The following is a 20,600-nucleotide window of genomic DNA, read 5'->3' as shown; positions in this document are numbered from 1 at the left end:
CGCTTTTCAGCGTGTTGATTCGTCATGTCGCCCAAGCTGCTGCCGTGGAGTCGACCCGAGGTCGGCGATGGCTGGAAGAAACACTTCGGTCACCAGCAGTACGCCCTTCTTTCTTTGATACAGGCATCGTCGCGCAAACAGCGGCGATGCGAATACTTGTCCTTCCAGTGCGCGGCTTGCGCGGCGCGTCAGCGGATGCTGCGCGGGCAGTCGCGCGTATTGCAGCCGGCCGCGCGCAACGCGCGGATCGCCGAACAGCGTGGTGCCCAGCGACCGGTCGCCCAGGGTGCCGAAGAACGGCCAGTCGGCGGCGCTTGCCGCCAGCGGCACGACGGTGTGCGCAAACACTACCGGCCTGCCGTCGCAGCGCAGCAGCACTTCCCTTTCCTGCACCTGCAGCGGACGCGGCAAACCCGCGAGCTGATATTCATCCCGCAGGCACACGCCGCGTGCCTGGCGCAGGCGCTGCACGCGGAATTGCCCGCTGCGTGCGCTGAGCTTCTGCGTCAGCGACATGTCGTCCACCAGCCAGTCGCGCAGCATGCGCTCCGGGCATACGGCATTGACATGCGTGCTCCAGCGCGCATGCGTGAAGGAACGAGCGGTCACCGCGGCGATCCCGTCTCGATGCCGCAGAACTGCAGTACCCGGTCGGCATAATCCGCGAATTCGGAAATGCCGTGATCGCTGCCGTTGATGACGATATGCCGCGCTCCCGGATAATGCGCCACCATCTCCTGCCAGTCGAGCACTTCATCGCCCGTGGCTGCAATCAGGAAATAGCGCTGCGGCAAGCTGATCCTTTCGACCGCGAGCGATTTCAGCTCATCGATATATTCCCGCTTGAATTCGAAGCGTTCATTCGAATGATAGGCCGTTGTGACGCCGACATATTTTTCCAGGTCGCGCGGCGGCTGCACCGCGGGATTGAGCAGCACCGCACGGCAGCCCAAGGCTTCCGCCAGATGGGTGGCGTAGTATCCACCCAGTGAGGAACCGACCAGGCAGAGCTCATCGGGTGTTGTGCCGGCGGCAATTTCACGCGCCAGGGCGATGGCTTCGCGCGGCGACGCCGGCAGTTGCGGACACCGGTATTCCGAAGCGCGGCCGAGCGCCTCCATCCTCTGCGCCAGGACGCGCGCCTTGAACGACTGCGGTGACGAGCGGAAGCCGTGCAGGTAAAGAATCATTGCGCCAGCGCGTCCAGGATCTTCTGATGCACGCCGCCGAAGCCGCCGTTGCTCATGACCAGCACATGGTCGCCCGGGCGGGCCGCCTTCACGATCGCCTGGACCAGTGCACCGATATCGTCATAGGCGCCAGCCTTTTGTCCGAGCGGCGCGAGCGCCTCGCCCAGATTCCAGCCGAGCGCATCCTTGCCCGCCCTGGCGCCGTAGCCGAATACGAGGTCGGCATCGACCAGGCTGCCCGGCAGCGCTTCCTTCATGGTGCCCAGTTTCATGGTGTTCGAACGCGGCTCCAGCACGGCAAGAATGCGCGACGATCCGATTTTCTTGCGCAGGCCGGCCACCGTGGTGGCGATCGCGGTGGGATGATGGGCGAAGTCGTCGTAGACCGTGATGTCGCGCACCGCGCCTCGCACTTCCATGCGGCGCTTGACGTTTTCGAACTTCGACAGCGCTTCGATGGCGACCGCGGGCACCACGCCGACATGGCGCGCCGCGGCGATCGAGGCCAGCGCATTCATCCGGTTGTGCTCGCCGGTGAGCGCCCAGTTCACGGTGCCCTGCAATTCATTATTGAACAGCACGTCGAAGCGGCCGTCATCATGCTCCGTGAGCGACCAGCCCTGGCCTTGCGCAACACCGAACCATTCCTGTTCGCTCCAGCATCCGCGGTCGACCACCCGGCGCAATGATTCTTCCCGCGCATTGACGATCAGTCGTCCGACGCCGGGAACGGTCCGGACCAGGTGATGAAACTGGGTTTCGATGGCGCCCAGGTCGGGGAAGATGTCCGCATGGTCATATTCAAGATTGTTCAGGACCGCGGTCTTGGTCCGATAGTGAACGAACTTGCTGCGCTTGTCGAAAAACGCCGTATCGTATTCATCGGCCTCGATCACGAAAAACGGGGATTCCTCGCCCTTGCCGGAAAGCCGCGCGGAAATGCCGAAATTCATCGGCACGCCGCCGATCAGGAAGCCGGGATCATAGCCCGCGTCTTCCAGTATCCAGGCCAGCATCGACGAGGTGGTCGTCTTGCCGTGCGTACCCGCCACCGACAACACCCACTTGTTGCGCAGGATGTGCTCGCCTATCCACTGCGGGCCGGATACATAAGCCAGGCCGCGGTTGAGGATTTCCTCCATCAGCGGATTGCCGCGGGATACGACATTGCCGATCACATACAGGTCGGGCTGAAGGCTGACCTGAGCGGGATCGAAGCCCTCGATCAGCTCGATGCCCTGCGCCTGCAGCTGGGTGCTCATCGGCGGATAGACATTGGCGTCGCAGCCGGTTACCTTGTGGCCGGCCTGTTTTGCCAAAACTGCAAGTCCGCCCATGAAGGTACCGCAGATGCCGAGAATGTGGATGTGCATTTGTGCTGTTTCAATGAAAAGGAAATCTGACTGGAATGCCGAAAGAAAGGTCCAATGACAGGAGGTCAAATCCGCCGGTGGCCGGCGAATCCGGAATTTTACCCGACCGGCGCCTGCCCGCGTCCACCCGCCTTACGGAGTATCATCAGTCAGATGAGCAACTTTACAAATAATACCGACATGCTGCGCGCGGAAATCGCCGCAGCCGCCGCCCGCATGATCGCCGAAGACGGCGCCGACTATGCCACCGCCAAGCGCAAGGCGGCAAAGCAGCTGCTGGGCAATACCAAGGTGCGCGGCGAGTACATGCCCGACAATGCGCAGATCGAAGAGGAAGTACGCGCCTACAATGAATTGTTCTTCGGCGACACTCAGCCGGCCAGGCTGTTGCATCTTCGCAAGCTGGCGGTTCGGCTGATGACGGATCTGCAACTGTTTTCCCCCTACCTGACCGGCGCCGTCCTTAACGGCACTGCCGGCGAGCACTCGGACATCCATCTGCAGCTGTTCCCGGAAAGCGCCAAGGATGTGGAAATTTTCCTGATCAACAAGAATGTCGACTTCGAAGTCTCGGAGACGGCCCACTTCAAGGGACGCGGAGAACCGGTGGAAACCGTCAGCTTCATGTGGCACAACGAAGGGGTGCATCTGGCCTTGTATGAAACGGATGACTTGCGCGGCGCCCTCAGAACGCCGTCCGACGGTAAAATGGCGCGCGCCAATATCGAGGCGGTACTTCAACTGATCGCGGAAAGCGAAGGGACATGAAAAGAACTTGGGGAATTTTCGGCGCAGTTGCCGTTATTTGCATTGCTCTTGGCGCTTATATAGGCCACAAGCAGACGAGCCCGCAGCAGGCCGACACTTCTGCGGTCGCGGCGCTGTTCTCCCAATCCATGCCGGATGCACAGGGCAAGCCGCAGGAATTGTCGCAATGGAAAGACCGTCCCTTGGTGGTTAATTTCTGGGCAACCTGGTGCGCACCCTGCGTTGAGGAAATGCCGGAATTGTCGGCACTGCAGTCCGAGCTGGACGTCGGGAAGAAAGCCCAGATCATCGGCATCGGCATTGATTCGCCATCGAACATCGCTGAATTCGTCGGCAAGTACAAGATTACCTATCCTATTTACGTGGGCGGCCTCAACGGAACGGAATTGTCCCGTCAACTCGGCAATCAGGCAGGCGGCCTCCCGTTCACCCTGCTGATCGACAGTACGGGAAAGGTCCGCAAATCGTATCTGGGCCGTCTGAAAATGGATGAATTGCGCAAGGATATTGCGAGTTTATAAATCAAACGCCATCTTTTTCTTGCCAATCAGCATCATTTGGCGGCAAAATGCGGCATCGTCGTCAAACGGAATCTGATCTAGATGGCAAAAAAAATTCTTCTGGTCAATGGCCCGAACCTGAATCTGCTGGGCACACGTGAACCGGAGGTGTACGGATCGACGACGCTTGCCGATGTAGAGCAAGCCGCTGCCGCCCAGGCCTCGGCTGCCGGCGCGGTCCTTGCCACTTTTCAGAGCAATCATGAAGGCGCCCTGATCGACCGCATCCATGCCGCCCGCGGCGAGGGCATCGATGCCATCATCATCAATCCGGCAGGTCTGACGCATACCAGCGTCGCCTTGCGCGATGCGCTTGCCGGCGTTGCCATTCCCTTCGTTGAAGTCCACATCTCCAATATCCACAAGCGTGAAGCCTTCCGCCATCACTCCTACCTGTCGGAGATCGCCGTCGGCGTGATCTGCGGCCTTGGCGTGGATGGCTATGGCGCAGCCATCGATTTCGCGCTCAAAAAGCTTTAAGTTTCCTTATCTCGCCACGAACCACTTATAATCGTGGCGGCTCCAATTGGTAAAAAAATATTAATCTGAGGGATTTTCATATGGATCTACGAAAACTCAAGACGCTGATCGACCTCGTGGCCGAATCAGACATCGCCGAACTGGAAGTGACAGAAGGCGAAAGCAAAGTCCGTATCGTCAAATCCTCCGGAGCGCCGCAAAGCCAGGTCGTGATGATGCAGCCGCAGTCGATGCCGCAGACCGTGTCGGTCCCCGCGCCGGCCGCCACGCCGCAAGCCGCGAGCGCGCCGGTCGCTCCCGCCGCACCGGCCGAACCGGAAGGCCATGTGGTGAAGTCGCCGATGGTCGGCACCTTCTACCGCGCTTCCGCGCCCGGCAATCCCGCGTTCGTCGAAGTCGGCGCAACGGTCAAGGAAGGCGATACGCTGTGCATCATCGAAGCGATGAAGCTCCTCAATGAAATCGATGCCGATGCTTCCGGCGTCATCAAGCAAATCCTGGTAGAGAACGGCCAGCCGGTGGAATACGGCCAGCCGCTGTTTGTGATCGGTTGAGCGTTCCGCAGCAGGAATCCATGACTGCATCATGGAGCCTGCCGCACCGCAAGACAGTCCCCGAACGCATTCCAACGCATCACAACGCAATTCACCCCACCATGTTCGAAAAAATTCTCATTGCCAATCGTGGTGAAATCGCGCTGCGCATTCAGCGCGCGTGCCGTGAAATGGGCATCAAGACCGTAGTCGTCCACTCCGAGGCCGACCGCGAAGCGAAATACGTCAAGCTTGCCGACGAATCCGTCTGCATCGGCCCGGCGCCGTCGGCGCAGAGCTATCTCAACATGCCGGCCATCATCAGCGCCGCGGAAGTGACCGACGCCGAGGCGATCCATCCCGGCTACGGCTTCCTTTCCGAGAACGCCGACTTTGCCGAACGCGTGGAAAAGTCGGGCTTTGTCTTCATCGGCCCGCGGCCGGAATCGATCCGCATGATGGGCGACAAGGTTTCGGCCAAACAGGCCATGATCAAGGCAGGCGTGCCCTGCGTTCCGGGCTCGGACGGCGCACTGCCGGAAGATCCGAAGGAAATCATCCGCATCGCCCGCAAGGTGGGCTACCCCGTCATCATCAAGGCGGCCGGCGGCGGCGGCGGACGCGGCATGCGCGTGGTCCATACCGAAGCGGCATTGCTCAATGCCGTCACCATGACCAGGTCCGAAGCCGGCACCGCTTTCGGCAACCCCGAGGTCTACATGGAGAAATATCTGGAGAATCCGCGCCATGTGGAAATCCAGATCCTCGCCGACGAATACAAGAATGCGATCTGGCTGGGCGAACGCGATTGTTCGATGCAACGCCGCCATCAGAAAGTGATCGAAGAAGCACCGGCGCCCGGCATTCCGCGCAAGCTGATCGAGCGCATCGGCGACCGCTGCGCGGAAGCCTGCCGCAAGATCGGTTATCGCGGCGCGGGCACCTTCGAGTTTCTGTATGAGAACGGCGAGTTCTACTTCATTGAAATGAACACGCGTATCCAGGTGGAGCATCCGGTCACCGAAATGATCACCGGCGTCGATCTGGTGCAGGAGCAGATCCGCGTTGCCTGCGGCGAGAAGCTGCGCTTCCGCCAGCGTGACATCGAGCTGTCCGGCCATGCGATCGAGTGCCGCATCAACGCGGAAGACCCGTTCAAGTTTACGCCGTCGCCAGGCAGGATCGTTGCATGGCATGCCCCGGGCGGTCCCGGCATTCGCGTCGATTCGCATGCGTATGCCGGCTATTTCGTGCCGCCGACCTACGATTCGATGGTGGGCAAGGTAATTGCCTATGGCGCAACCCGCGAGCAGGCGATCCGCCGCATGCAGATCGCGCTGTCGGAAATGGTGGTCGAAGGCATTCAGACCAATATTCCGCTGCATCGCGAGCTGATGGTGGATGCGCGCTTCTTTGAAGGCGGCACCAATATCCACTATCTTGAACAGAAGCTGGCGGCCAAGCCGGATCTGCAGAAGGCCAATGCCAAGAACGGCAAGTAAACAACAAGGTGCATCATGAGCTGGACTGAAATCGTCATTGAAGTTGCACGCGACCATGCCGAGGCGCTGTCCGACGCATTGATGGAAGCAGGCGCATTGTCGGTTTCCGTGGAAGATGCTGATGAAGGCACCGACGCCGAACGCCCGCTTTTCGGCGAGCCGGGCATGGAGCCGACCGAGACTGCGTGGGACCACAGCCGCGTCGTGGCGCTGTCGGAGCTGGATGCCGACCACGCCGCGATCGTCAACGAGGCGGCTGCCGCCTGCAGCATCGAGCCGCCCCGGTTCATCCTGCGCCCGGTGGCCGAGCAGGACTGGGTCAGGCTGACGCAGTCGCAGTTCGAGCCCATCCATATCGGCAAGAACATCTGGGTCGTGCCCAGCTGGCATGACGCTCCCGATCCCAATGGCCTGGTGCTCGAACTCGATCCCGGCCTTGCCTTCGGCACCGGCAGCCATCCGACCACCCGGCTGTGCATGGAATGGCTGGAAAGCCATCCGCCGCAGGGCGCCTCGGTGCTCGACTACGGCTGCGGCTCCGGCATTCTGGCGCTGGTGGCCAAGAAGCTTGGCGCGGCGACGGTCTACGGCGTCGACATCGATCCGCAAGCCATCGAGTCGGCCCGCTATAACAGCGAGCGCAATCATTGCGAGATCGAGTATCACCTTCCCGAGGAATTCGCCGGCGCCGGGCATCCCCAGACCTTTGACGTGGTCGTCGCCAATATTCTTTCCAGCCCGTTGAAGCTGATGGCGCCGATGCTGTCATCGCGCGTTGCTCCCGGCGGCATGCTGGTGCTCTCGGGCATCCTGGCCCGCCAGGCCGATGAAGTGGCTGCCGCCTACGCACCCTTCATCTCGATGTCGGTCTGGGCCGAACATGAAGGCTGGATTGTCCTCGCCGGCCGCGCCGCCGGACACTGATCGCAATGGCGCTGGCTACCCAATGTCCGCATTGCCATACGACATTCCGGGTCGCGCATGACCAGCTAAAACTGCGTGCCGGACTGGTACGCTGCGGCGCCTGCAAGCAGATTTTCAACGGCATCGAAAATCTGCTGCGTCCCGAGGAATTCCAGACCCCAGGGAAACCGCAAGGCCCGTCCGTGGCAAGTGCGGCAACTGCCCCCGTTCCCCCGGCTGCTTCCTCCTCCTTTGCCCAGGCATCGCCGGCATTCGCGGCGCCCTCTGGAAAGCAGGACGCGCATCACTCCCTGGATCAGGCGGATGCCGGTTCCGAATCAAGCGGCTCGACAAACGGCTCGACAAGCAACCCGGCAGCCGCCATGCCGGAGCAATCTGCCACGCCGGCGACCAGCGATACCATCCCAAGCGGCGATGTTGCGCATGAAGCGCCAAGCGCCTCCATGCCCCCGCGGTCGGACGACCATTCCCCCCAAGCCGCGGGCGACGGGGAAAGTCCGCCCGATCCTTTGTTGCGCATGACCCTGATGGATATCGCGCATTTACCCCTGCGCCCTTCCCGCGATGAGCCTGCTCCCGCAGCGGATGCCCAACATGATCCGGTGGAGCGGGCCATTGATGACCTGCAATCCAAGCCATGGAGAAGCAAGCCGGCGGATTCCGACGATGCGGACGCGCTCGATCAGGCGGATGCTTCCGATTATGAAGAACCGGGGTTTGTCCGCGAGGCGCGCCGCAAGCAGCGGATGACTCGCGGCCTGAATGTCTTCATGGTGCTGGCCTCGGCGCTCCTGCTGGGGATATTGCTGGCGCAGGCCGCCTACGTTTTCCGCGACCAGATTGCCGCCTATATTCCTCAGATCCGGCCGCTGCTCGCAGCCGCCTGCGCCCGCAGCGGATGCCAGGTCGGTCTGCCGGCCGAAGTGGACTCGGTCTCGATCGAGTCCAGCGAGCTGCAGGCCCTGGCACCGGACAGCGATAGTTTCGGCCTGACGGTTCTCCTGCGAAACCGCGGCAATACCGCACAGGCCTGGCCGAGCATTGAGCTGACGCTCAACGACAGCAGCGAAAAGCCGCTGCTGCGCCGGGTATTCGCACCGCGCGACTATCTTCCCGCGGGCCAGGATCTGAATCAGGGTTTTCCGGCAAAATCCGAACAGGCTTTCAAACTTCATTTCCGGCTATCGCAACTGAAGGCGGCCGGATACCGGGTCTACGTGTTCTACCCCTGAGTGCCGGATCCGTTTCCGCCTTTCCACATCACTGGACAACAACATCATGACATCCCTTATCTGTGGTTCGCTCGCATTCGATTCCATCATGCAGTTTGGCGGACGCTTTTCGGAAGCGCTGCTGGCCGACCAGCTGCACAAGATCAATGTGGCGTTCCTGGTGCCGGCGTTGCGGCGCGAATATGGCGGTTGCGCAGGCAACATCGCGTACAACCTCAAGCTGCTTGACGGCGATCCCCTGATCATGGCGACGGTCGGCCAGGACAGCGCTCCCTATCTGGAACGGCTTGACCAGCTGCAGATTTCGCGTCGCTGCGTGCGTGTCATCGATGAAACCTATACCGCGCAAGCCTTCATCACGACCGATGCCGACAACAACCAGATCACCGCCTTCCATCCCGGAGCAATGACCATGTCGCATCTGAACAAGGTCGCCGACGCCGGCCAGGTCACGCTGGCCATCGTCGCGCCGGACGGCCGCGACGGCATGCTGCAGCATGCGCAGCATTGCGCGGAATTGAACATCCCGTTTATCTTTGATCCGGGTCAGGGCCTGCCGATGTTTAACGGCCCGGAACTGGAACGTTTCATTGAACTGGCCACTTATGTTGCAGTCAATGATTATGAAGCGGAACTATTGACCGAGCGGACCGGCCTGTCGCTCGAACAGATCGCTGCGCGCGTGTCGGCCCTGATCGTCACGCGCGGCGAACAGGGAGCCGACATCTTTGCCGGCAGCAAGCGCGTCGAGATTCCCTGCGTGGCTGCCGAACGAGTCGTCGACCCCACAGGTTGTGGCGATGCATTCCGCGCCGGCCTGCTGTACGGTCTGACCAAGGGCATGGACTGGGAAACCACCGGCCGCCTGGCAAGCCTGATGGGGGCCATCAAGATCGCGCATCAGGGCGGGCAGAATCACGCGCCCGCGCTCGCCGATATCGAAGCACAGTTCGAACGGGCCTTCGGCTACCGCTTCCAATAGGCGTCCACATATCTTGTTGCAGGAGGAAGCAGTATGCATTTCAAGAGCCTGACAATGACTGCGATACTCGCCGCCTTGGCGCTTGCCGCCTGCTCCTCCACGCCCGCACCGCCCCCCGTCACTTCCTCGACCCAGGGTGTCACCATGGTCCAGACGGGACAGGTGACTGAAGTGAAGGACGTTACCCGGCATGACGGCCGCAGCACCGGGCTGGGCTCGTTCATCGGAAGCATTCTTGGCGGTATTGCGGGCAGCAACATCGGCAGCGGCACCGGCAGCGCCGTCGCCGGAATTGGTGGCGCGATTGCCGGAGGCATGGCGGGCCAGCACGCCGAACAATCGAATTCGAGCACCAACAGGACGGAAGTCACGGTCCGTTTCGACAATGGAGAGGCACGCACTTATGCCGTCGCAGCGGAAGACAATTTTCGGGTGGGCGAAACGGTGCGCGTCACTTCCAGCAACGGCGTGGCGCGCGTCACCCGTTGATCATCGCGGCAAGCCGGCGGCGCTGCCGCCCGGCTTGCCGGCTTGAGACAGGCCAACTCCGGCAGCGCATTACAGCAGCGATATCACGCTACGTATCGCCTCATCTGCCTTCGCGCCCGAAATTTCCACCAACTTGCGTCTGCTGGCCTGTCCATGGCTGATTGCCACCCTGCTCTTCGGGATGTCAAGCAGGTCGGCGATAAATCTGATCAAGGCTTCGTTGGCCTTGCCATCCACGGGCGGCGCCTGCAATCGGATTTTGACGGCATCATCATGCAGACCCGCTATTTCGCTCTTCCTGGCATTGGGCTGTACCTGTACGGTCAAGCGTACTCCCGTCTCACTCGGAATGCACCATACCGTGGTCATAGCAACGAGGTAATGACCGTCCTCGCCACCATCATCGCAATCTGAAGCAGAATAAGAGCCACCAGCGGACTCAGGTCGATATTGCCGACCAGCGGTACGACGCGGCGCAGAGGACGCAGCAGCGGATCATTCAAGGCATGGATGAAAGGGGCGAGCGGCGCATGAGGGTTCACCCAGCTGAAAATGGCTTCAATGATGAGCAGGCCGATGAAGCCATAGAAGACCCATTCACAGAAACGCAGCAACGACAGCACCACCAGGAAATCGGGCGCGAAGCGAGACGCGATCGCGAGATCGATGGCGACCGACAAAACGATGATCAGTACCGCGCCGATCAGACTAGCCCAATCATATCCCCCCACGCCCGGCAGCAGGCGTCGCAATGGACGCACAAGCCAGTCGGTCAACTGGAAGATGAACTGCCCGAGTGACGTCGGGGGTCTTACTCTTACTACCTGCATCCAGAATCGCAACAACAGAACACCACCAAGTACACTTGCGATGGTATCGACGATCAAGGTAAGTATGCTAGTCAGCACTATCTGGTCTCCACATGAAAAAGCCCGTTGTGCGGCTAAGGGCCACGCAACGGGCATTTTGCCTGAACTTAATCAGGCGCGTGAGCAATCTCTGCTTTAAGGACGTGTGCCGGTCGGAAACGGCCAAGCCGCTGCCGGGTTCAACACAGTCTTCACTGCAGGTGCAGCCGCGGGTTTGGCAGCGGGTTTTGCTGCAGGCTTCTTGGCGGCAGCGGCCTTTTTCGGAGCTGCTGCTTTCTTAGGGGCTGCGGCCTTCTTAGGAGCTGCGGCCTTCTTCGGAGCTGCTGCTTTTTTAGGAGCTGCGGCCTTCTTCGCTGCAGGCTTCTTGGCAGCGGCGGCTTTCTTGGGAGCCGCTGCTTTCTTAGGAGCTGCTGCTTTCTTCGCTGCCGGCTTCTTGGCTGCTGCCGCTTTCTTCGGAGCTGCTGCTTTCTTCGCTACCGGCTTCTTGGCTGCTGCCGCTTTCTTAGGAGCTGCTGCTTTCTTCGCTACCGGCTTCTTGGCTGCTGCCGCTTTCTTAGGAGCTGCTGCCTTCTTCGCTACCGGCTTCTTGGCTGCTGCTGCTTTCTTCGGAGCTGCCGTTTTCTTCGCTACCGGCTTCTTGGCTGCTGCTGCTTTCTTCGGGGCTGCTGCTTTCTTCGCTGCAGGCTTCTTGGCTGCTGCCGGCTTCTTCGCCGGGGCTGCCTTCTTAGCAGCCGCTTTCTTTGCTGTTGCCATTTGTTTCTCCTTCACGTGATGGAAAATTCAAACTTCGAGGTTGGAAACCCGCCTGTCCCATCGCGATGAGCCATGCGGATTATTCATCGGCACAAGCAAGCGTCTGCTTGCACTAATGAATTCGGCACCAGCTGAACTGCTGCATCACCTCAAACATGCAGCACTTCAGCCTCTTCCAGCTACGCCTCTCTTCTGCAAATCACTGCTGCGCGTCAGCAATGATGGAGGACTTCTTACCGCGCGCAAATGGCGCTGCGATTGCCGTAGCCAAAAAAAACGCCGGCAACAAAGCCGGCGCGGGAATACGCTTTCAGAAAAACCACCAGGTTTTTCAGAGAAAAAGCCGCCTTGCCCGACGGCGTCGGGGTCAGCGGCGTTAACAGTAATGATCCTGTCGTTCGTCTACTGTCCATCAAATTTGGTGATAGTCCTTGAGTGATCGGTCAGCCTTCTTGTTTCGTTTCCGGCACCTTGTTGGCCGACCGTTTTATCTCCATCACCTCGCTCTTTACGAGTCGAGAGTTTTTATTCCCAGCTCAGTGCACCACCGGTCTGGTATTCGATCACGCGAGTCTCGAAGAAGTTGCGCTCCTTCTTCAGGTCGATCATCTCGCTCATCCACGGGAAGGGATTCTCTTCCTGGGGGAACATTGGATCGAGACCGATCTGCTGTGCTCGACGATTCGCGATGAACCTCAGGTACCCTTTGAACATCGGCGCATTCAATCCAAGCACTCCACGCGGCATTGTATCCTCTGCGTAGCGATATTCCAACTCTACCGCGCGCAAAAACAACGATTTAATCTCTTCGCGGAATTCCGCGGTCCACAGATGCGGATTCTCGAGCTTGATTGTATTGATGAGATCAATCCCGAAGTTGCAGTGCATCGACTCATCGCGCAGGATGTATTGATACTGCTCAGCTGCACCCATCATCTTGTTCTGACGGCCGAGCGCGAGGATCTGCGTGAAGCCGACATAGAAGAACAGGCCTTCCATCAGGCAGGCGAACACGATCAGCGAACGCAGCAGCGTCTGATCGGCTTCGACGGTGCCGGTCTTGAATTCCGGATTGGTCAGCACGTCGATGAACGGGATCAGGAATTCATCCTTGTCGCGGATCGATGCGACTTCGTGATACGCGTTGAAGATTTCGCCCTCGTCGAGGCCGAGCGATTCCACGATGTACTGGTAGGCATGCGTATGAATTGCTTCCTCGAATGCCTGGCGCAGCAGATACTGGCGGCACTCGGGCGCCGTGATGTGGCGGTAGGTACCCAGCACGATGTTGTTGGCGGCCAGCGAATCGGCCGTCACGAAGAAGCCGAGGTTGCGCTTGACGAGGCGGCGCTCGTCTTCGGTCAGGCCGTTCGGATTCTTCCACAGCTCGATATCGCGCTGCATGTTGATTTCCTGCGGCATCCAGTGGTTGGCGCAGCCGGCCAGATACTTGTCCCAGGCCCACTTGTACTTGAAGGGCACGAGCTGGTTGACGTCGGTCTGGCCGTTGATGATGCGCTTGTCGGCGGCATTGACGCGGCGCGAAGCATCTGCGGCCGGAGCCTTGGCTGTCTGCGACGGCGTCAGTCCGGCATTGGCGAACTGGGCGCCGAGGGACTGCGATGGCGATGCGGACGGAGTGACCGGCGCCAGCATCGGTTGCGGAGCCTGAGCGGGTTTGGCGGCTGGAGTTACTTCGTCATCCCAACTAAGCATGGTTATTCTTCCTTACGAATATTGTAGTGGTACTAGCGTGATGTTCAAGCCGGCACCGCAAACAATCGATGATTGCGGGCCGGCTTCATGCCGAATATTACTGGCAGGCTTCGCATTCATCGAAGCCGGGATCGCCCGGGCGCAGCATGCATGCCGGTCCGGCGAGCTCAACTTCCGCTGCGGATGCGGCAGGGACCGCCGGGGCCGCAGCCACGGGTGCGGACGCACCCACGCCGCTGCCTACGCCCGACGTGACGGACACCGCATTGAGCGCACCGGCCTTGGTGGTCGATTTTTCGGCATGGGTGGCGCCGATCGTGCGCAGGTAGTACGTGGTTTTCAGTCCGCGCAGCCATGCCAGCTTGTATGTTTCGTCGAGCTTCTTGCCCGATGCGCCGGCCATGTAGATGTTCAGTGATTGCGCCTGGTCAATCCATTTCTGGCGACGGGATGCCGCTTCCACCAGCCACTTCGGCTCGACTTCGAATGCCGTTGCGTAGATCTCGCGCAGATCCTGCGGGATGCGGTCGATCTTGGCGAGGCTGCCGTCGAAATACTTGAGGTCGGCGACCATCACTTCGTCCCACAGTCCGCGCGCCTTCAGGTCGCGCACCAGGTGCTCGTTGATCTCGGTAAATTCGCCCGACAGGTTCGACTTCACGTACAGGTTCTGGTAAGTCGGCTCGATGCAGGCGGACACGTCGATGATGTTGGAAATGGTCGCCGTCGGAGCGATCGCCACACAGTTCGAATTGCGCATGCCGAACTGCTTGATGCGGGAGCGCAGGGCCGACCAGTCCATGGTCTCAGTGGTATCGACCTCAAGATAGCCGCCGCGTTCCTCTGCCAGCAGCTTGAGGGAATCCTGGGGCAGGATGCCGCGATCCCACAGCGAACCGCGGTAGGAGCTGTAACGGCCGCGTTCTTCCGCCAGTTCGGTCGATGCCCAGTAGGCGTAGTAGCAGACGGCTTCCATCGAACGGTCGGCGAATTCCACCGCGTCCATCGATGCATACGGGATGCGCATCATGTGCAGGCAGTCCTGGAATCCCATGATGCCCATGCCGACCGGACGGTGGCGCAGGTTGGAATCACGTGCCTTCTTGACCGCGTAATAGTTGATGTCGATCACGTTGTCGAGCATGCGCATCGCGGTGCGGATGGTCTTCTCGAGCTTGGCGTGGTCCAGCTTGCCGTCCTTCATGTGCGCCGGCAGGTTGACCGAACCGAGATTGCAGACCGCGATTTCGGATTCGTTGGTGTTGAGCGTGATCTCGGTGCACAGGTTGGAGCTGTGGACGACGCCGACATGCTGCTGCGGGGAACGGATATTGCAGGGATCCTTGAATGTGATCCACGGATGTCCGGTCTCGAACAGCATCGACAGCATCTTGCGCCACAGGTCGAGCGCCTGGACTTTCTTGAACAGCTTGAGCTCGCCGCGCGCAGCCTTGGCTTCGTAGCCGGTGTAGGCATCCTCGAAGGCCCTGCCGTATTTCTCGTGCAGGTCGGGAACATCGGACGGCGAAAACAGCGTCCATTCGCCCTTCTCCATCACGCGCTTCATGAACAGGTCGGGAATCCAGTTCGCGGTGTTCATGTCGTGCGTGCGGCGGCGGTCGTCGCCGGTGTTCTTGCGCAGGTCGAGGAATTCCTCGATATCCATGTGCCAGGTTTCCAGGTAGGCACAGACCGCGCCCTTGCGCTTGCCGCCCTGGTTGACCGCGACGGCGGTGTCGTTGACCACCTTCAGGAAGGGGACCACGCCCTGGGACTTGCCGTTGGTGCCCTTGATGTGGGCGCCGAGCGCGCGCACCGGGGTCCAGTCATTGCCCAGGCCGCCTGCGAACTTGGCCAGCAGCGCGTTTTCCTTGATCGCCTCGTAGATGCCGTCGAGGTCGTCGGCGACGGTGGTCAGGTAGCAGGAGGAGAGCTGCGAACGTTGTGTGCCGGAATTGAACAGCGTCGGCGTCGAGCTCATGAAGTCGAACGAGGACAGCAGGTTGTAGAACTCGATCGCGCGTTCTTCGCGGTTGATTTCGTTGAGGGACAGACCCATCGCGACACGCATGTAGAAGGCCTGCGGCATTTCGATGCGGGTGCCTTCGATATGCAGGAAGTAGCGGTCGTACAGGGTCTGCAGGCCGAGGTAGCCGAACTGCAGGTCGCGGTCCGGCTGCAATGCTTCGGCCAGCTTCTTGAGGTCGAACTGGGCCAGCTTGGTGTCGAGCAGATCCGCCTCGATGCCCTTCTTGATGTATTGGGGGAAGTAATCGATGTAGTGCGCCGCGGCATCGGCCTGCGCGACTTCCTGGCCGAAGACTTCCTTGCGGATGGTGTGCATCAGCAGACGCGCGGTCACCCTGCTGTACGCCGGGTCCTTTTCCATCAGCGCGCGGGCAGCCAGGATGGCGGACTTGTGGAGCTCTTCGACGGGAACGCCGTCGTACAGATTCTTGACGGTCTCGGCCAGGATGGCTTCGGCATCGACATGCTTTTCCAGGCCAACGCAAGCTGCCGCGATGAGTGCGCGCACCTGGTTGATGTCGAGCGGACGGCGCTGGCCGTCTTCGATGACATGCATCTGCGGCTCGTCGGACGGCTTGGCGGCCTGCTGCTGGGCGCGCTCTTCCATGCGTTTGGCGCGATACAGCACATAGGCGCGGGCGACATCATGTTCGCCGGAACGCATCAGCGCCAGTTCCACCTGGTCCTGGATGTCTTCGATATGGAAGGTCCCGCCCGCCGGCTGGCGGCGCACCAGCGCCGACACCACACCGGCGGTGAGCTGCTCGACCAGTTCACGCACGCGTGCCGAAGCGGCACCCTGCCCGCCGTTCACGGCGAGGAAGGCCTTCGTCATCGCAATGGAAATCTTCGACGGCTCGAAGCCAACAACTGCACCATTGCGGCGAATGATCTTGTAATCGCCGAGGTTGATGTTCATGTTGGCTGTGGAAGCTGAGGTAGGAGCATGAGGAGGGACCAGGCCGAATTCTGTGCCAGACTTTAGTGAAACTTCTTGCGTTGAGTGCATCTCGCCTCCTGACGTATCGCGACAGCTGTGCAGCTGTGGTGGTTATTAATTAGAACGCCCCTTGCAGGCAACGTTCGCTGTCCAATGCAAACCGGTCCCAGCAGCGCGAGCGACACCCTGCCGGGGTCTGGCATCGCACCGTTCGGATTGCATTCGTATGGGAGAGCTGTTCGCTGCCCGCCCGCAACTGCATGTTTACATTGAGGAACTACTTGAACAGCCCTTATTGGGGGTATCGGGGGTGACTACTAGATCTAGTGGTGCATGCCTCGATTGATACTAATTCTAGTGCCGGGTGGGGAGCTATGCAACCCTTTTTATTTGATGCGCAATAAAAATAGGCCTGTTCGGCGCTTGACATTTTTGCGATTCACTCAGGAAATTTAAGCGGATTCGACGACGATTTCTGGACCGATTGATGAATCAAGGACTTGCGATAACGATGCCAGTCGAAGAAGGGACCGGGGTCGGTTTTGCGTCCCGGCGCGATATGTTCATGGCCTGCCACGGCCGCGAGCGGATAGCGCCGGCACAGCGCCTCGGTCAGCTCGGCGAGCGCTTCGTATTGTGCGGATTCGAACGGCTGGAAGTCGCTGCCCTCAAGTTCGATGCCAATCGAGAAGTCGTTGCAGCGCTCGCGTCCGCAGAACGAGGACAGGCCGGCATGCCATGCCCGGTGATTCGCCGAAACGAATTGCATGACGTGGCCGTCGCGGCGAATCAGAAAATGGGCCGAGACTTTCAGCGACCGGAGCTGATCGAAATAGGGATGCGCCTCGCAGTCGAGGCGATTGCCGAACAGGTCGGCGATATAGGGTCCGCCGAACTGGTCGGGCGGCAGGCTGATGTTATGAATGACGAGCAGGTCGATCGCGGTGCCGGGAAGGCGCTCGTCGAAATTGGGCGACGGCTGGCGCTCGGCATTGCTCGCCCAGCCATCCTCATCTATGAGGCAGGTTTTCATTGTTTTGGCTGTGAAATGGATAGGCGCTGCATGCGGTATTGCATCTGCCGGTGGCTCAAGCCAAGCATTTCGGCTGCTTGCGGCAAGTCGAATCGAGCGCTTTCCAGCGCGCCCAGGATGATCCCGCGCTCCACCTTGTCCAGTTGCTCGACCAATGAAACGGGGCCGGAGGATCGAGCCGCCGGCTCAGCGGACCGGACCGATTCGGCGGCTTCGGCGGGAGCCGGAGAAGCATGCGCCGCGGGAGCCGAAGGAATTGCCGCTGATCGGCCGGCCGCTTGTGCCGCCTCGGGCGGCGGGGATGCGGTGCGCCTGAGCGCAAGGTCCGCCACTTCGATGACGCCGTCGTTGGCGAACGCCATGGCGCGCTCGAGCACGTTTTCAAGCTCGCGCACATTGCCGGGGAATGAATAGCCGCGCAGCGCTTCGAGCGCGGCCGGCGACAATACCGTGGGCGTTCCGGAACCTGAAAGGCGGGCGAGAATCGCATCCGAGAGCAGTCCGATGTCGTCGAGCCGTTCACGCAGCGGCGGCAGCCGCAGTTCGATCACATTGAGCCGGTAATAGAGATCCTGCCGGAATTTGCCGTTCTCGACGCACTCGGCCAGATTTTGATGCGTTGCGCTGATCAGGCGCACATCCACCGGTTCCTCCGTGGTCGCACCCACCTTGCGCACCCGCCGTTCCTGGATGGCGCGCAACAGCTTGACCTGCATCGGCAAGGGCAGGTCGGCGACTTCATCGAGCATCAGCGTGCCGCCGTTGGCCGCCTGGAAGAAACCTTCGCGATCATCGTTGGCGCCCGTGAATGCGCCCTTGCGATAGCCGAAGAACTCGGCTTCCATCAGAGCTTCCGGGATCGCACCGCAATTGACGGCGATGAACGGCTTGTCCGCCCGCGCGCTATGCGCATGGATGTCGCGCGCCGCCAGTTCCTTGCCGCTGCCGGATTCGCCGGTGATCGCTACCGGCGCCATGCTGCGCGCAAGACGGATGATCTGCGCGCGCAGGTCCTGCATCACGCCCGACTGCCCTACCAGCGGCGATGCGCTTCCGGGAGCCGGCATCGGAGCTCCGGCTGCTTGCGAGTCGGTCTTGCGAATGCGCAAAGCCGATTGCACCATCAGGCGCAGCTGGTCCAGGGCCACCGGCTTGCTGAGATAATCGAAGGCGCCCGCCTTCAGTGCCGATACCGCATTGTCGGTGCTGCCATACGCGGTGATGACCGCGATAGGCGTGTTCTTGTGAAGAGCGCTGACTTCACGCACCAGTTCAATACCCAATCCGTCCGGCAGCCGCATGTCGGTCAGGACCAGTCCATATTCCGTTTGCGCCAGCCGGCTGCGGGCAGCCGCGAGGCAATCGGCACTGTCGACGTCGAGGCCCATCTTGATCAGCGTGATCTCGAGCAATTCGCGCAGATCGGCTTCATCATCGACCACCAGGATGCGAGGTGCAGTCATGTCTATATATATAGTAGGGTTGAACTGGAAAAGCGAGCCGCCAGCCGTCTAGACGGCGAAGGTGATCACAAAGCGCCCGCTCGGTTCGTCCAGCGCGCCGCCCGGCGAATCCGTCCGGTATTCGTAATCCAGCATGGCGTCGTTATTCAAACACAATTCCCGCGCGACGTAGAGGCCCAGGCCGGTACCCTTGCTGGAGGTGGTGTAGAACGGCTCGAACAGATGCGCCCGCACTTCGGGGGTAATGGCTGGACCATCGTCCTGTATATGGAGTTCCAGACGATTGGCCATGGGTAACACTGCATGGATGCAAATGCTGCCCGGCCGGCCGCTGGCATATCGGAGCGCGTTCGAGAGCAGATTGACGACGACTTCGCGCAGATGCAGCGCGTCGAAGCGGACTTGAAGCTGCGCCATGTCTTCCAGCCGGATGAGGTCCGGCGCCATCTTGTGGGTCGCCCTGAGTTCACCCACGAGCTCCGACAGGAACGGCGCCAGTTTCACCGGATCGGCCTGCGCATGGGCCTTGCGCGACAGCTTCAGAATATCCTCGATCATGCGGTTGAGACGCACCACGTTGTCGCTGACGATGTTCAGAAGGCGCTTGTGGGTCGGCTCAATGACATCTTCGCCAAGCAGCGACGCCGCATGCGAAATGGCCGAGAGCGGATTGCGCACTTCATGCGCGATGCTGGCAGTCAGGCGCCCCATGGAGGCAAGTTTGAGCTGCTGCGCCTGGTTTTCGATCTCACTGACGTCCTGCAGAAAGATGACGGTACGGTCATTGGTGAGCCCGGCCCCCTCGACGGTGGCGAAGCGCAGTTTGAGATGTGCCGCAAGCTCCCGCCAGGCATCACGCGTACCGCCGCGGGTATTGCCTCCCACGGGCTTGACCTTGACATAGATCGAGGCCCCGTCATGCGCCATTCGCACGGAATCCCCCTTGCGCCATGCCGTGAAGGCATCGGCGATCGGCGCCAGCGCGGGCAGATCGGCCAGCTTGTAGCGCGGCTGACCATAGGCGACGGACATGCCCAGCATGCGCTCCGCCGCCGGATTCCCGGCAAACACCTCGGTATCGTCGCCCACCACAAGAATGCCGTCGCCCATATCGGCAATTACCAGCCGGTTGATGGCTTCCTGCAGCTGCAAGTCCCTGCCCCGCTGCGCGGCCAGAGCCTCCTGCTTGATCAGCCTGGCCGCCAGGCGGTTGACCAGGAAGACGGCGGCGAAAAAGGCCGCGCCGTACAAGCCGGCCTGGGAAGGCGATACTTCGGCAACCGAACTGAGCGCCTGAAGAACGCTTTCGGCCAACAGAGTCAGGGTGACGATCGATACGAAAAACAAGGCGATCACCAGGGGTGCCAAAACCGCAGCCCCCGACAGCGGAAACAGGTAAAGAATCGCAAGTCCGCTGCGCGCGCCGCCGGCAAAGACGTACAGCAATGAAATGGCGCCGATATCGATGGCCACCTGAGTCAGAAGCTGCAGCATGAAACGCCGGCGCACATAGGCCGACATCAGGCCGAAGCCGATGGCAGTCAGCAAGTACAGAACGCAGGTTTGCCAGTCCGCAAAACGGTCGGCGCCCCTGTCGTCGCGGATGGCATTGAAGCTGAAATAGGCCAGCAGCACCACCGTGATCAGGATGCGGGTAATGCAATAGGTCTGGAGCGTTCGCCAGAAGGTGTCGCGGCTCTCCGGCAACGTGGCAGGTGTCGTGTACATGGATTATCGTCCGTCCGTTATCCGGATCGCGGACGGC

At 60.7% G+C, this 20,600-nt stretch carries 21 protein-coding genes; 9 read left to right on the top strand and 12 right to left on the bottom strand.

What is annotated here, in order from left to right; translation table 11 throughout:
- Positions 1-6 precede the first annotated feature (6 nt).
- Genes FH061_RS10665 through mpl form a run of 3 tightly spaced genes read right to left on the bottom strand, consistent with a single transcriptional unit; the run spans position 7 to position 2,563 of the window.
- On the bottom strand, positions 7-609 hold the full coding sequence (locus tag FH061_RS10665; protein WP_151635738.1) for a chorismate--pyruvate lyase family protein: 603 nt from the start codon (positions 607-609) through the stop codon (positions 7-9).
- Complete coding sequence (locus tag FH061_RS10660; protein WP_151635736.1) at positions 606-1,190, bottom strand: YqiA/YcfP family alpha/beta fold hydrolase; 585 nt, start codon at positions 1,188-1,190, stop codon at positions 606-608. The genes FH061_RS10665 and FH061_RS10660 overlap by 4 nt, the downstream gene beginning before the upstream one ends.
- Positions 1,187-2,563, bottom strand: a complete 1,377-nt coding sequence (mpl, locus tag FH061_RS10655; RefSeq protein WP_151635734.1) for a UDP-N-acetylmuramate:L-alanyl-gamma-D-glutamyl-meso-diaminopimelate ligase — start codon at positions 2,561-2,563, stop codon at positions 1,187-1,189. The genes FH061_RS10660 and mpl overlap by 4 nt, the downstream gene beginning before the upstream one ends.
- A gap of 153 nt (positions 2,564-2,716) precedes the next feature.
- Here mpl and FH061_RS10650 point away from each other — a divergent pair, with 153 nt between their 5' ends.
- From FH061_RS10650 to FH061_RS10610, 9 genes are all read left to right on the top strand, one after another.
- Positions 2,717-3,331, top strand: coding sequence for a hypothetical protein (locus tag FH061_RS10650; protein ID WP_151635732.1), 615 nt, complete (start codon positions 2,717-2,719; stop codon positions 3,329-3,331).
- Positions 3,328-3,852 (top strand): TlpA family protein disulfide reductase, encoded by a 525-nt coding sequence (locus FH061_RS10645; protein ID WP_151635730.1) that lies wholly within the window; start codon positions 3,328-3,330, stop codon positions 3,850-3,852. The genes FH061_RS10650 and FH061_RS10645 overlap by 4 nt, the downstream gene beginning before the upstream one ends.
- Positions 3,853-3,933: 81 nt before the next feature.
- Positions 3,934-4,371, top strand: coding sequence for a type II 3-dehydroquinate dehydratase (gene aroQ / locus FH061_RS10640; RefSeq protein ID WP_151635728.1), 438 nt, complete (start codon positions 3,934-3,936; stop codon positions 4,369-4,371).
- 80 nt (positions 4,372-4,451) lie between these two features.
- Positions 4,452-4,925, top strand: coding sequence for an acetyl-CoA carboxylase biotin carboxyl carrier protein (accB, locus tag FH061_RS10635; RefSeq protein WP_151635726.1), 474 nt, complete (start codon positions 4,452-4,454; stop codon positions 4,923-4,925).
- Between the two features lie 101 nt (positions 4,926-5,026).
- The gene (gene accC, locus FH061_RS10630; protein ID WP_151635842.1) at positions 5,027-6,406 is read left to right on the top strand and encodes an acetyl-CoA carboxylase biotin carboxylase subunit; all 1,380 of its coding nucleotides are present in this window, start codon (positions 5,027-5,029) and stop codon (positions 6,404-6,406) included.
- Positions 6,407-6,421: 15 nt separating this feature from the next.
- Positions 6,422-7,330 (top strand): 50S ribosomal protein L11 methyltransferase, encoded by a 909-nt coding sequence (gene prmA, locus FH061_RS10625; RefSeq protein ID WP_151635724.1) that lies wholly within the window; start codon positions 6,422-6,424, stop codon positions 7,328-7,330.
- 5 nt (positions 7,331-7,335) lie between these two features.
- Positions 7,336-8,562, top strand: coding sequence for a DUF3426 domain-containing protein (locus FH061_RS10620; RefSeq protein ID WP_151635722.1), 1,227 nt, complete (start codon positions 7,336-7,338; stop codon positions 8,560-8,562).
- A 46-nt stretch (positions 8,563-8,608) separates the two neighbouring features.
- Positions 8,609-9,544, top strand: a complete 936-nt coding sequence (locus FH061_RS10615) for a carbohydrate kinase family protein (protein WP_151635720.1) — start codon at positions 8,609-8,611, stop codon at positions 9,542-9,544.
- Between the two features lie 33 nt (positions 9,545-9,577).
- Positions 9,578-10,033 carry an outer membrane lipoprotein gene (locus tag FH061_RS10610; protein WP_151635718.1) on the top strand — a complete coding sequence of 152 codons (456 nt, stop codon included), beginning with the start codon at positions 9,578-9,580 and terminating at the stop codon, positions 10,031-10,033.
- A 69-nt stretch (positions 10,034-10,102) separates the two neighbouring features.
- Here the strand turns inward: FH061_RS10610 and FH061_RS10605 are convergent, their stop codons facing one another.
- The 9 genes from FH061_RS10605 to FH061_RS10565 form a co-directional block, all read right to left on the bottom strand.
- Positions 10,103-10,360 (bottom strand): DUF167 domain-containing protein, encoded by a 258-nt coding sequence (locus tag FH061_RS10605; RefSeq protein ID WP_264158735.1) that lies wholly within the window; start codon positions 10,358-10,360, stop codon positions 10,103-10,105.
- Between the two features lie 38 nt (positions 10,361-10,398).
- Positions 10,399-10,941 (bottom strand): YggT family protein, encoded by a 543-nt coding sequence (locus FH061_RS10600; RefSeq protein ID WP_151635714.1) that lies wholly within the window; start codon positions 10,939-10,941, stop codon positions 10,399-10,401.
- A gap of 96 nt (positions 10,942-11,037) precedes the next feature.
- The gene (locus FH061_RS10595) at positions 11,038-11,655 is read right to left on the bottom strand and encodes a histone (protein ID WP_151635712.1); all 618 of its coding nucleotides are present in this window, start codon (positions 11,653-11,655) and stop codon (positions 11,038-11,040) included.
- A gap of 233 nt (positions 11,656-11,888) precedes the next feature.
- The gene (locus FH061_RS10590) at positions 11,889-12,068 is read right to left on the bottom strand and encodes a hypothetical protein (RefSeq protein ID WP_151635710.1); all 180 of its coding nucleotides are present in this window, start codon (positions 12,066-12,068) and stop codon (positions 11,889-11,891) included.
- A 112-nt stretch (positions 12,069-12,180) separates the two neighbouring features.
- Positions 12,181-13,371 carry a ribonucleotide-diphosphate reductase subunit beta gene (locus tag FH061_RS10585; RefSeq protein ID WP_151635708.1) on the bottom strand — a complete coding sequence of 397 codons (1,191 nt, stop codon included), beginning with the start codon at positions 13,369-13,371 and terminating at the stop codon, positions 12,181-12,183.
- A 97-nt stretch (positions 13,372-13,468) separates the two neighbouring features.
- The gene (locus FH061_RS10580; protein ID WP_151635706.1) at positions 13,469-16,408 is read right to left on the bottom strand and encodes a ribonucleoside-diphosphate reductase subunit alpha; all 2,940 of its coding nucleotides are present in this window, start codon (positions 16,406-16,408) and stop codon (positions 13,469-13,471) included.
- 370 nt (positions 16,409-16,778) lie between these two features.
- Entirely contained in the window at positions 16,779-17,372 is a 594-nt protein-coding gene (gene ampD / locus FH061_RS10575; RefSeq protein ID WP_151635704.1) for a 1,6-anhydro-N-acetylmuramyl-L-alanine amidase AmpD, read from the bottom strand.
- On the bottom strand, positions 17,369-18,835 hold the full coding sequence (locus FH061_RS10570; protein ID WP_151635702.1) for a sigma-54-dependent transcriptional regulator: 1,467 nt from the start codon (positions 18,833-18,835) through the stop codon (positions 17,369-17,371). Before FH061_RS10570 ends, ampD begins: the two co-directional genes overlap by 4 nt.
- Before the next feature lie 48 nt (positions 18,836-18,883).
- Positions 18,884-20,563, bottom strand: coding sequence for a two-component system sensor histidine kinase NtrB (locus FH061_RS10565; RefSeq protein WP_151635700.1), 1,680 nt, complete (start codon positions 20,561-20,563; stop codon positions 18,884-18,886).
- Between the last annotated feature and the right edge of the window lie 37 nt (positions 20,564-20,600).

The organism is Noviherbaspirillum aerium, assembly GCF_008929045.1.
GTDB classification, from domain to species: domain Bacteria; phylum Pseudomonadota; class Gammaproteobacteria; order Burkholderiales; family Burkholderiaceae_D; genus Noviherbaspirillum; species Noviherbaspirillum aerium.
This window is presented reverse-complemented; position numbering and strand designations above follow the sequence as displayed.

What these genes read in the sequence shown, in the direction of transcription:
- FH061_RS10660 (WP_151635736.1), bottom strand. Translation starts at nt 1,190, where the DNA reads ATGATTCTTTACCTGCACGGCTTCCGCTCGTCACCGCAGTCGTTCAAG.
- mpl (WP_151635734.1), bottom strand. Translation starts at nt 2,563, where the DNA reads ATGCACATCCACATTCTCGGCATCTGCGGTACCTTCATGGGCGGACTT.
- FH061_RS10650 (WP_151635732.1), top strand. Translation starts at nt 2,717, where the DNA reads ATGAGCAACTTTACAAATAATACCGACATGCTGCGCGCGGAAATCGCC.
- FH061_RS10645 (WP_151635730.1), top strand. Translation starts at nt 3,328, where the DNA reads ATGAAAAGAACTTGGGGAATTTTCGGCGCAGTTGCCGTTATTTGCATT.
- aroQ (WP_151635728.1), top strand. Translation starts at nt 3,934, where the DNA reads ATGGCAAAAAAAATTCTTCTGGTCAATGGCCCGAACCTGAATCTGCTG.
- accB (WP_151635726.1), top strand. Translation starts at nt 4,452, where the DNA reads ATGGATCTACGAAAACTCAAGACGCTGATCGACCTCGTGGCCGAATCA.
- accC (WP_151635842.1), top strand. Translation starts at nt 5,027, where the DNA reads ATGTTCGAAAAAATTCTCATTGCCAATCGTGGTGAAATCGCGCTGCGC.
- prmA (WP_151635724.1), top strand. Translation starts at nt 6,422, where the DNA reads ATGAGCTGGACTGAAATCGTCATTGAAGTTGCACGCGACCATGCCGAG.
- FH061_RS10620 (WP_151635722.1), top strand. Translation starts at nt 7,336, where the DNA reads ATGGCGCTGGCTACCCAATGTCCGCATTGCCATACGACATTCCGGGTC.
- FH061_RS10615 (WP_151635720.1), top strand. Translation starts at nt 8,609, where the DNA reads ATGACATCCCTTATCTGTGGTTCGCTCGCATTCGATTCCATCATGCAG.
- FH061_RS10610 (WP_151635718.1), top strand. Translation starts at nt 9,578, where the DNA reads ATGCATTTCAAGAGCCTGACAATGACTGCGATACTCGCCGCCTTGGCG.
- FH061_RS10595 (WP_151635712.1), bottom strand. Translation starts at nt 11,655, where the DNA reads ATGGCAACAGCAAAGAAAGCGGCTGCTAAGAAGGCAGCCCCGGCGAAG.
- FH061_RS10590 (WP_151635710.1), bottom strand. Translation starts at nt 12,068, where the DNA reads ATGGACAGTAGACGAACGACAGGATCATTACTGTTAACGCCGCTGACC.
- FH061_RS10585 (WP_151635708.1), bottom strand. Translation starts at nt 13,371, where the DNA reads ATGCTTAGTTGGGATGACGAAGTAACTCCAGCCGCCAAACCCGCTCAG.
- FH061_RS10580 (WP_151635706.1), bottom strand. Translation starts at nt 16,408, where the DNA reads ATGCACTCAACGCAAGAAGTTTCACTAAAGTCTGGCACAGAATTCGGC.
- ampD (WP_151635704.1), bottom strand. Translation starts at nt 17,372, where the DNA reads ATGAAAACCTGCCTCATAGATGAGGATGGCTGGGCGAGCAATGCCGAG.
- FH061_RS10570 (WP_151635702.1), bottom strand. Translation starts at nt 18,835, where the DNA reads ATGACTGCACCTCGCATCCTGGTGGTCGATGATGAAGCCGATCTGCGC.
- FH061_RS10565 (WP_151635700.1), bottom strand. Translation starts at nt 20,563, where the DNA reads ATGTACACGACACCTGCCACGTTGCCGGAGAGCCGCGACACCTTCTGG.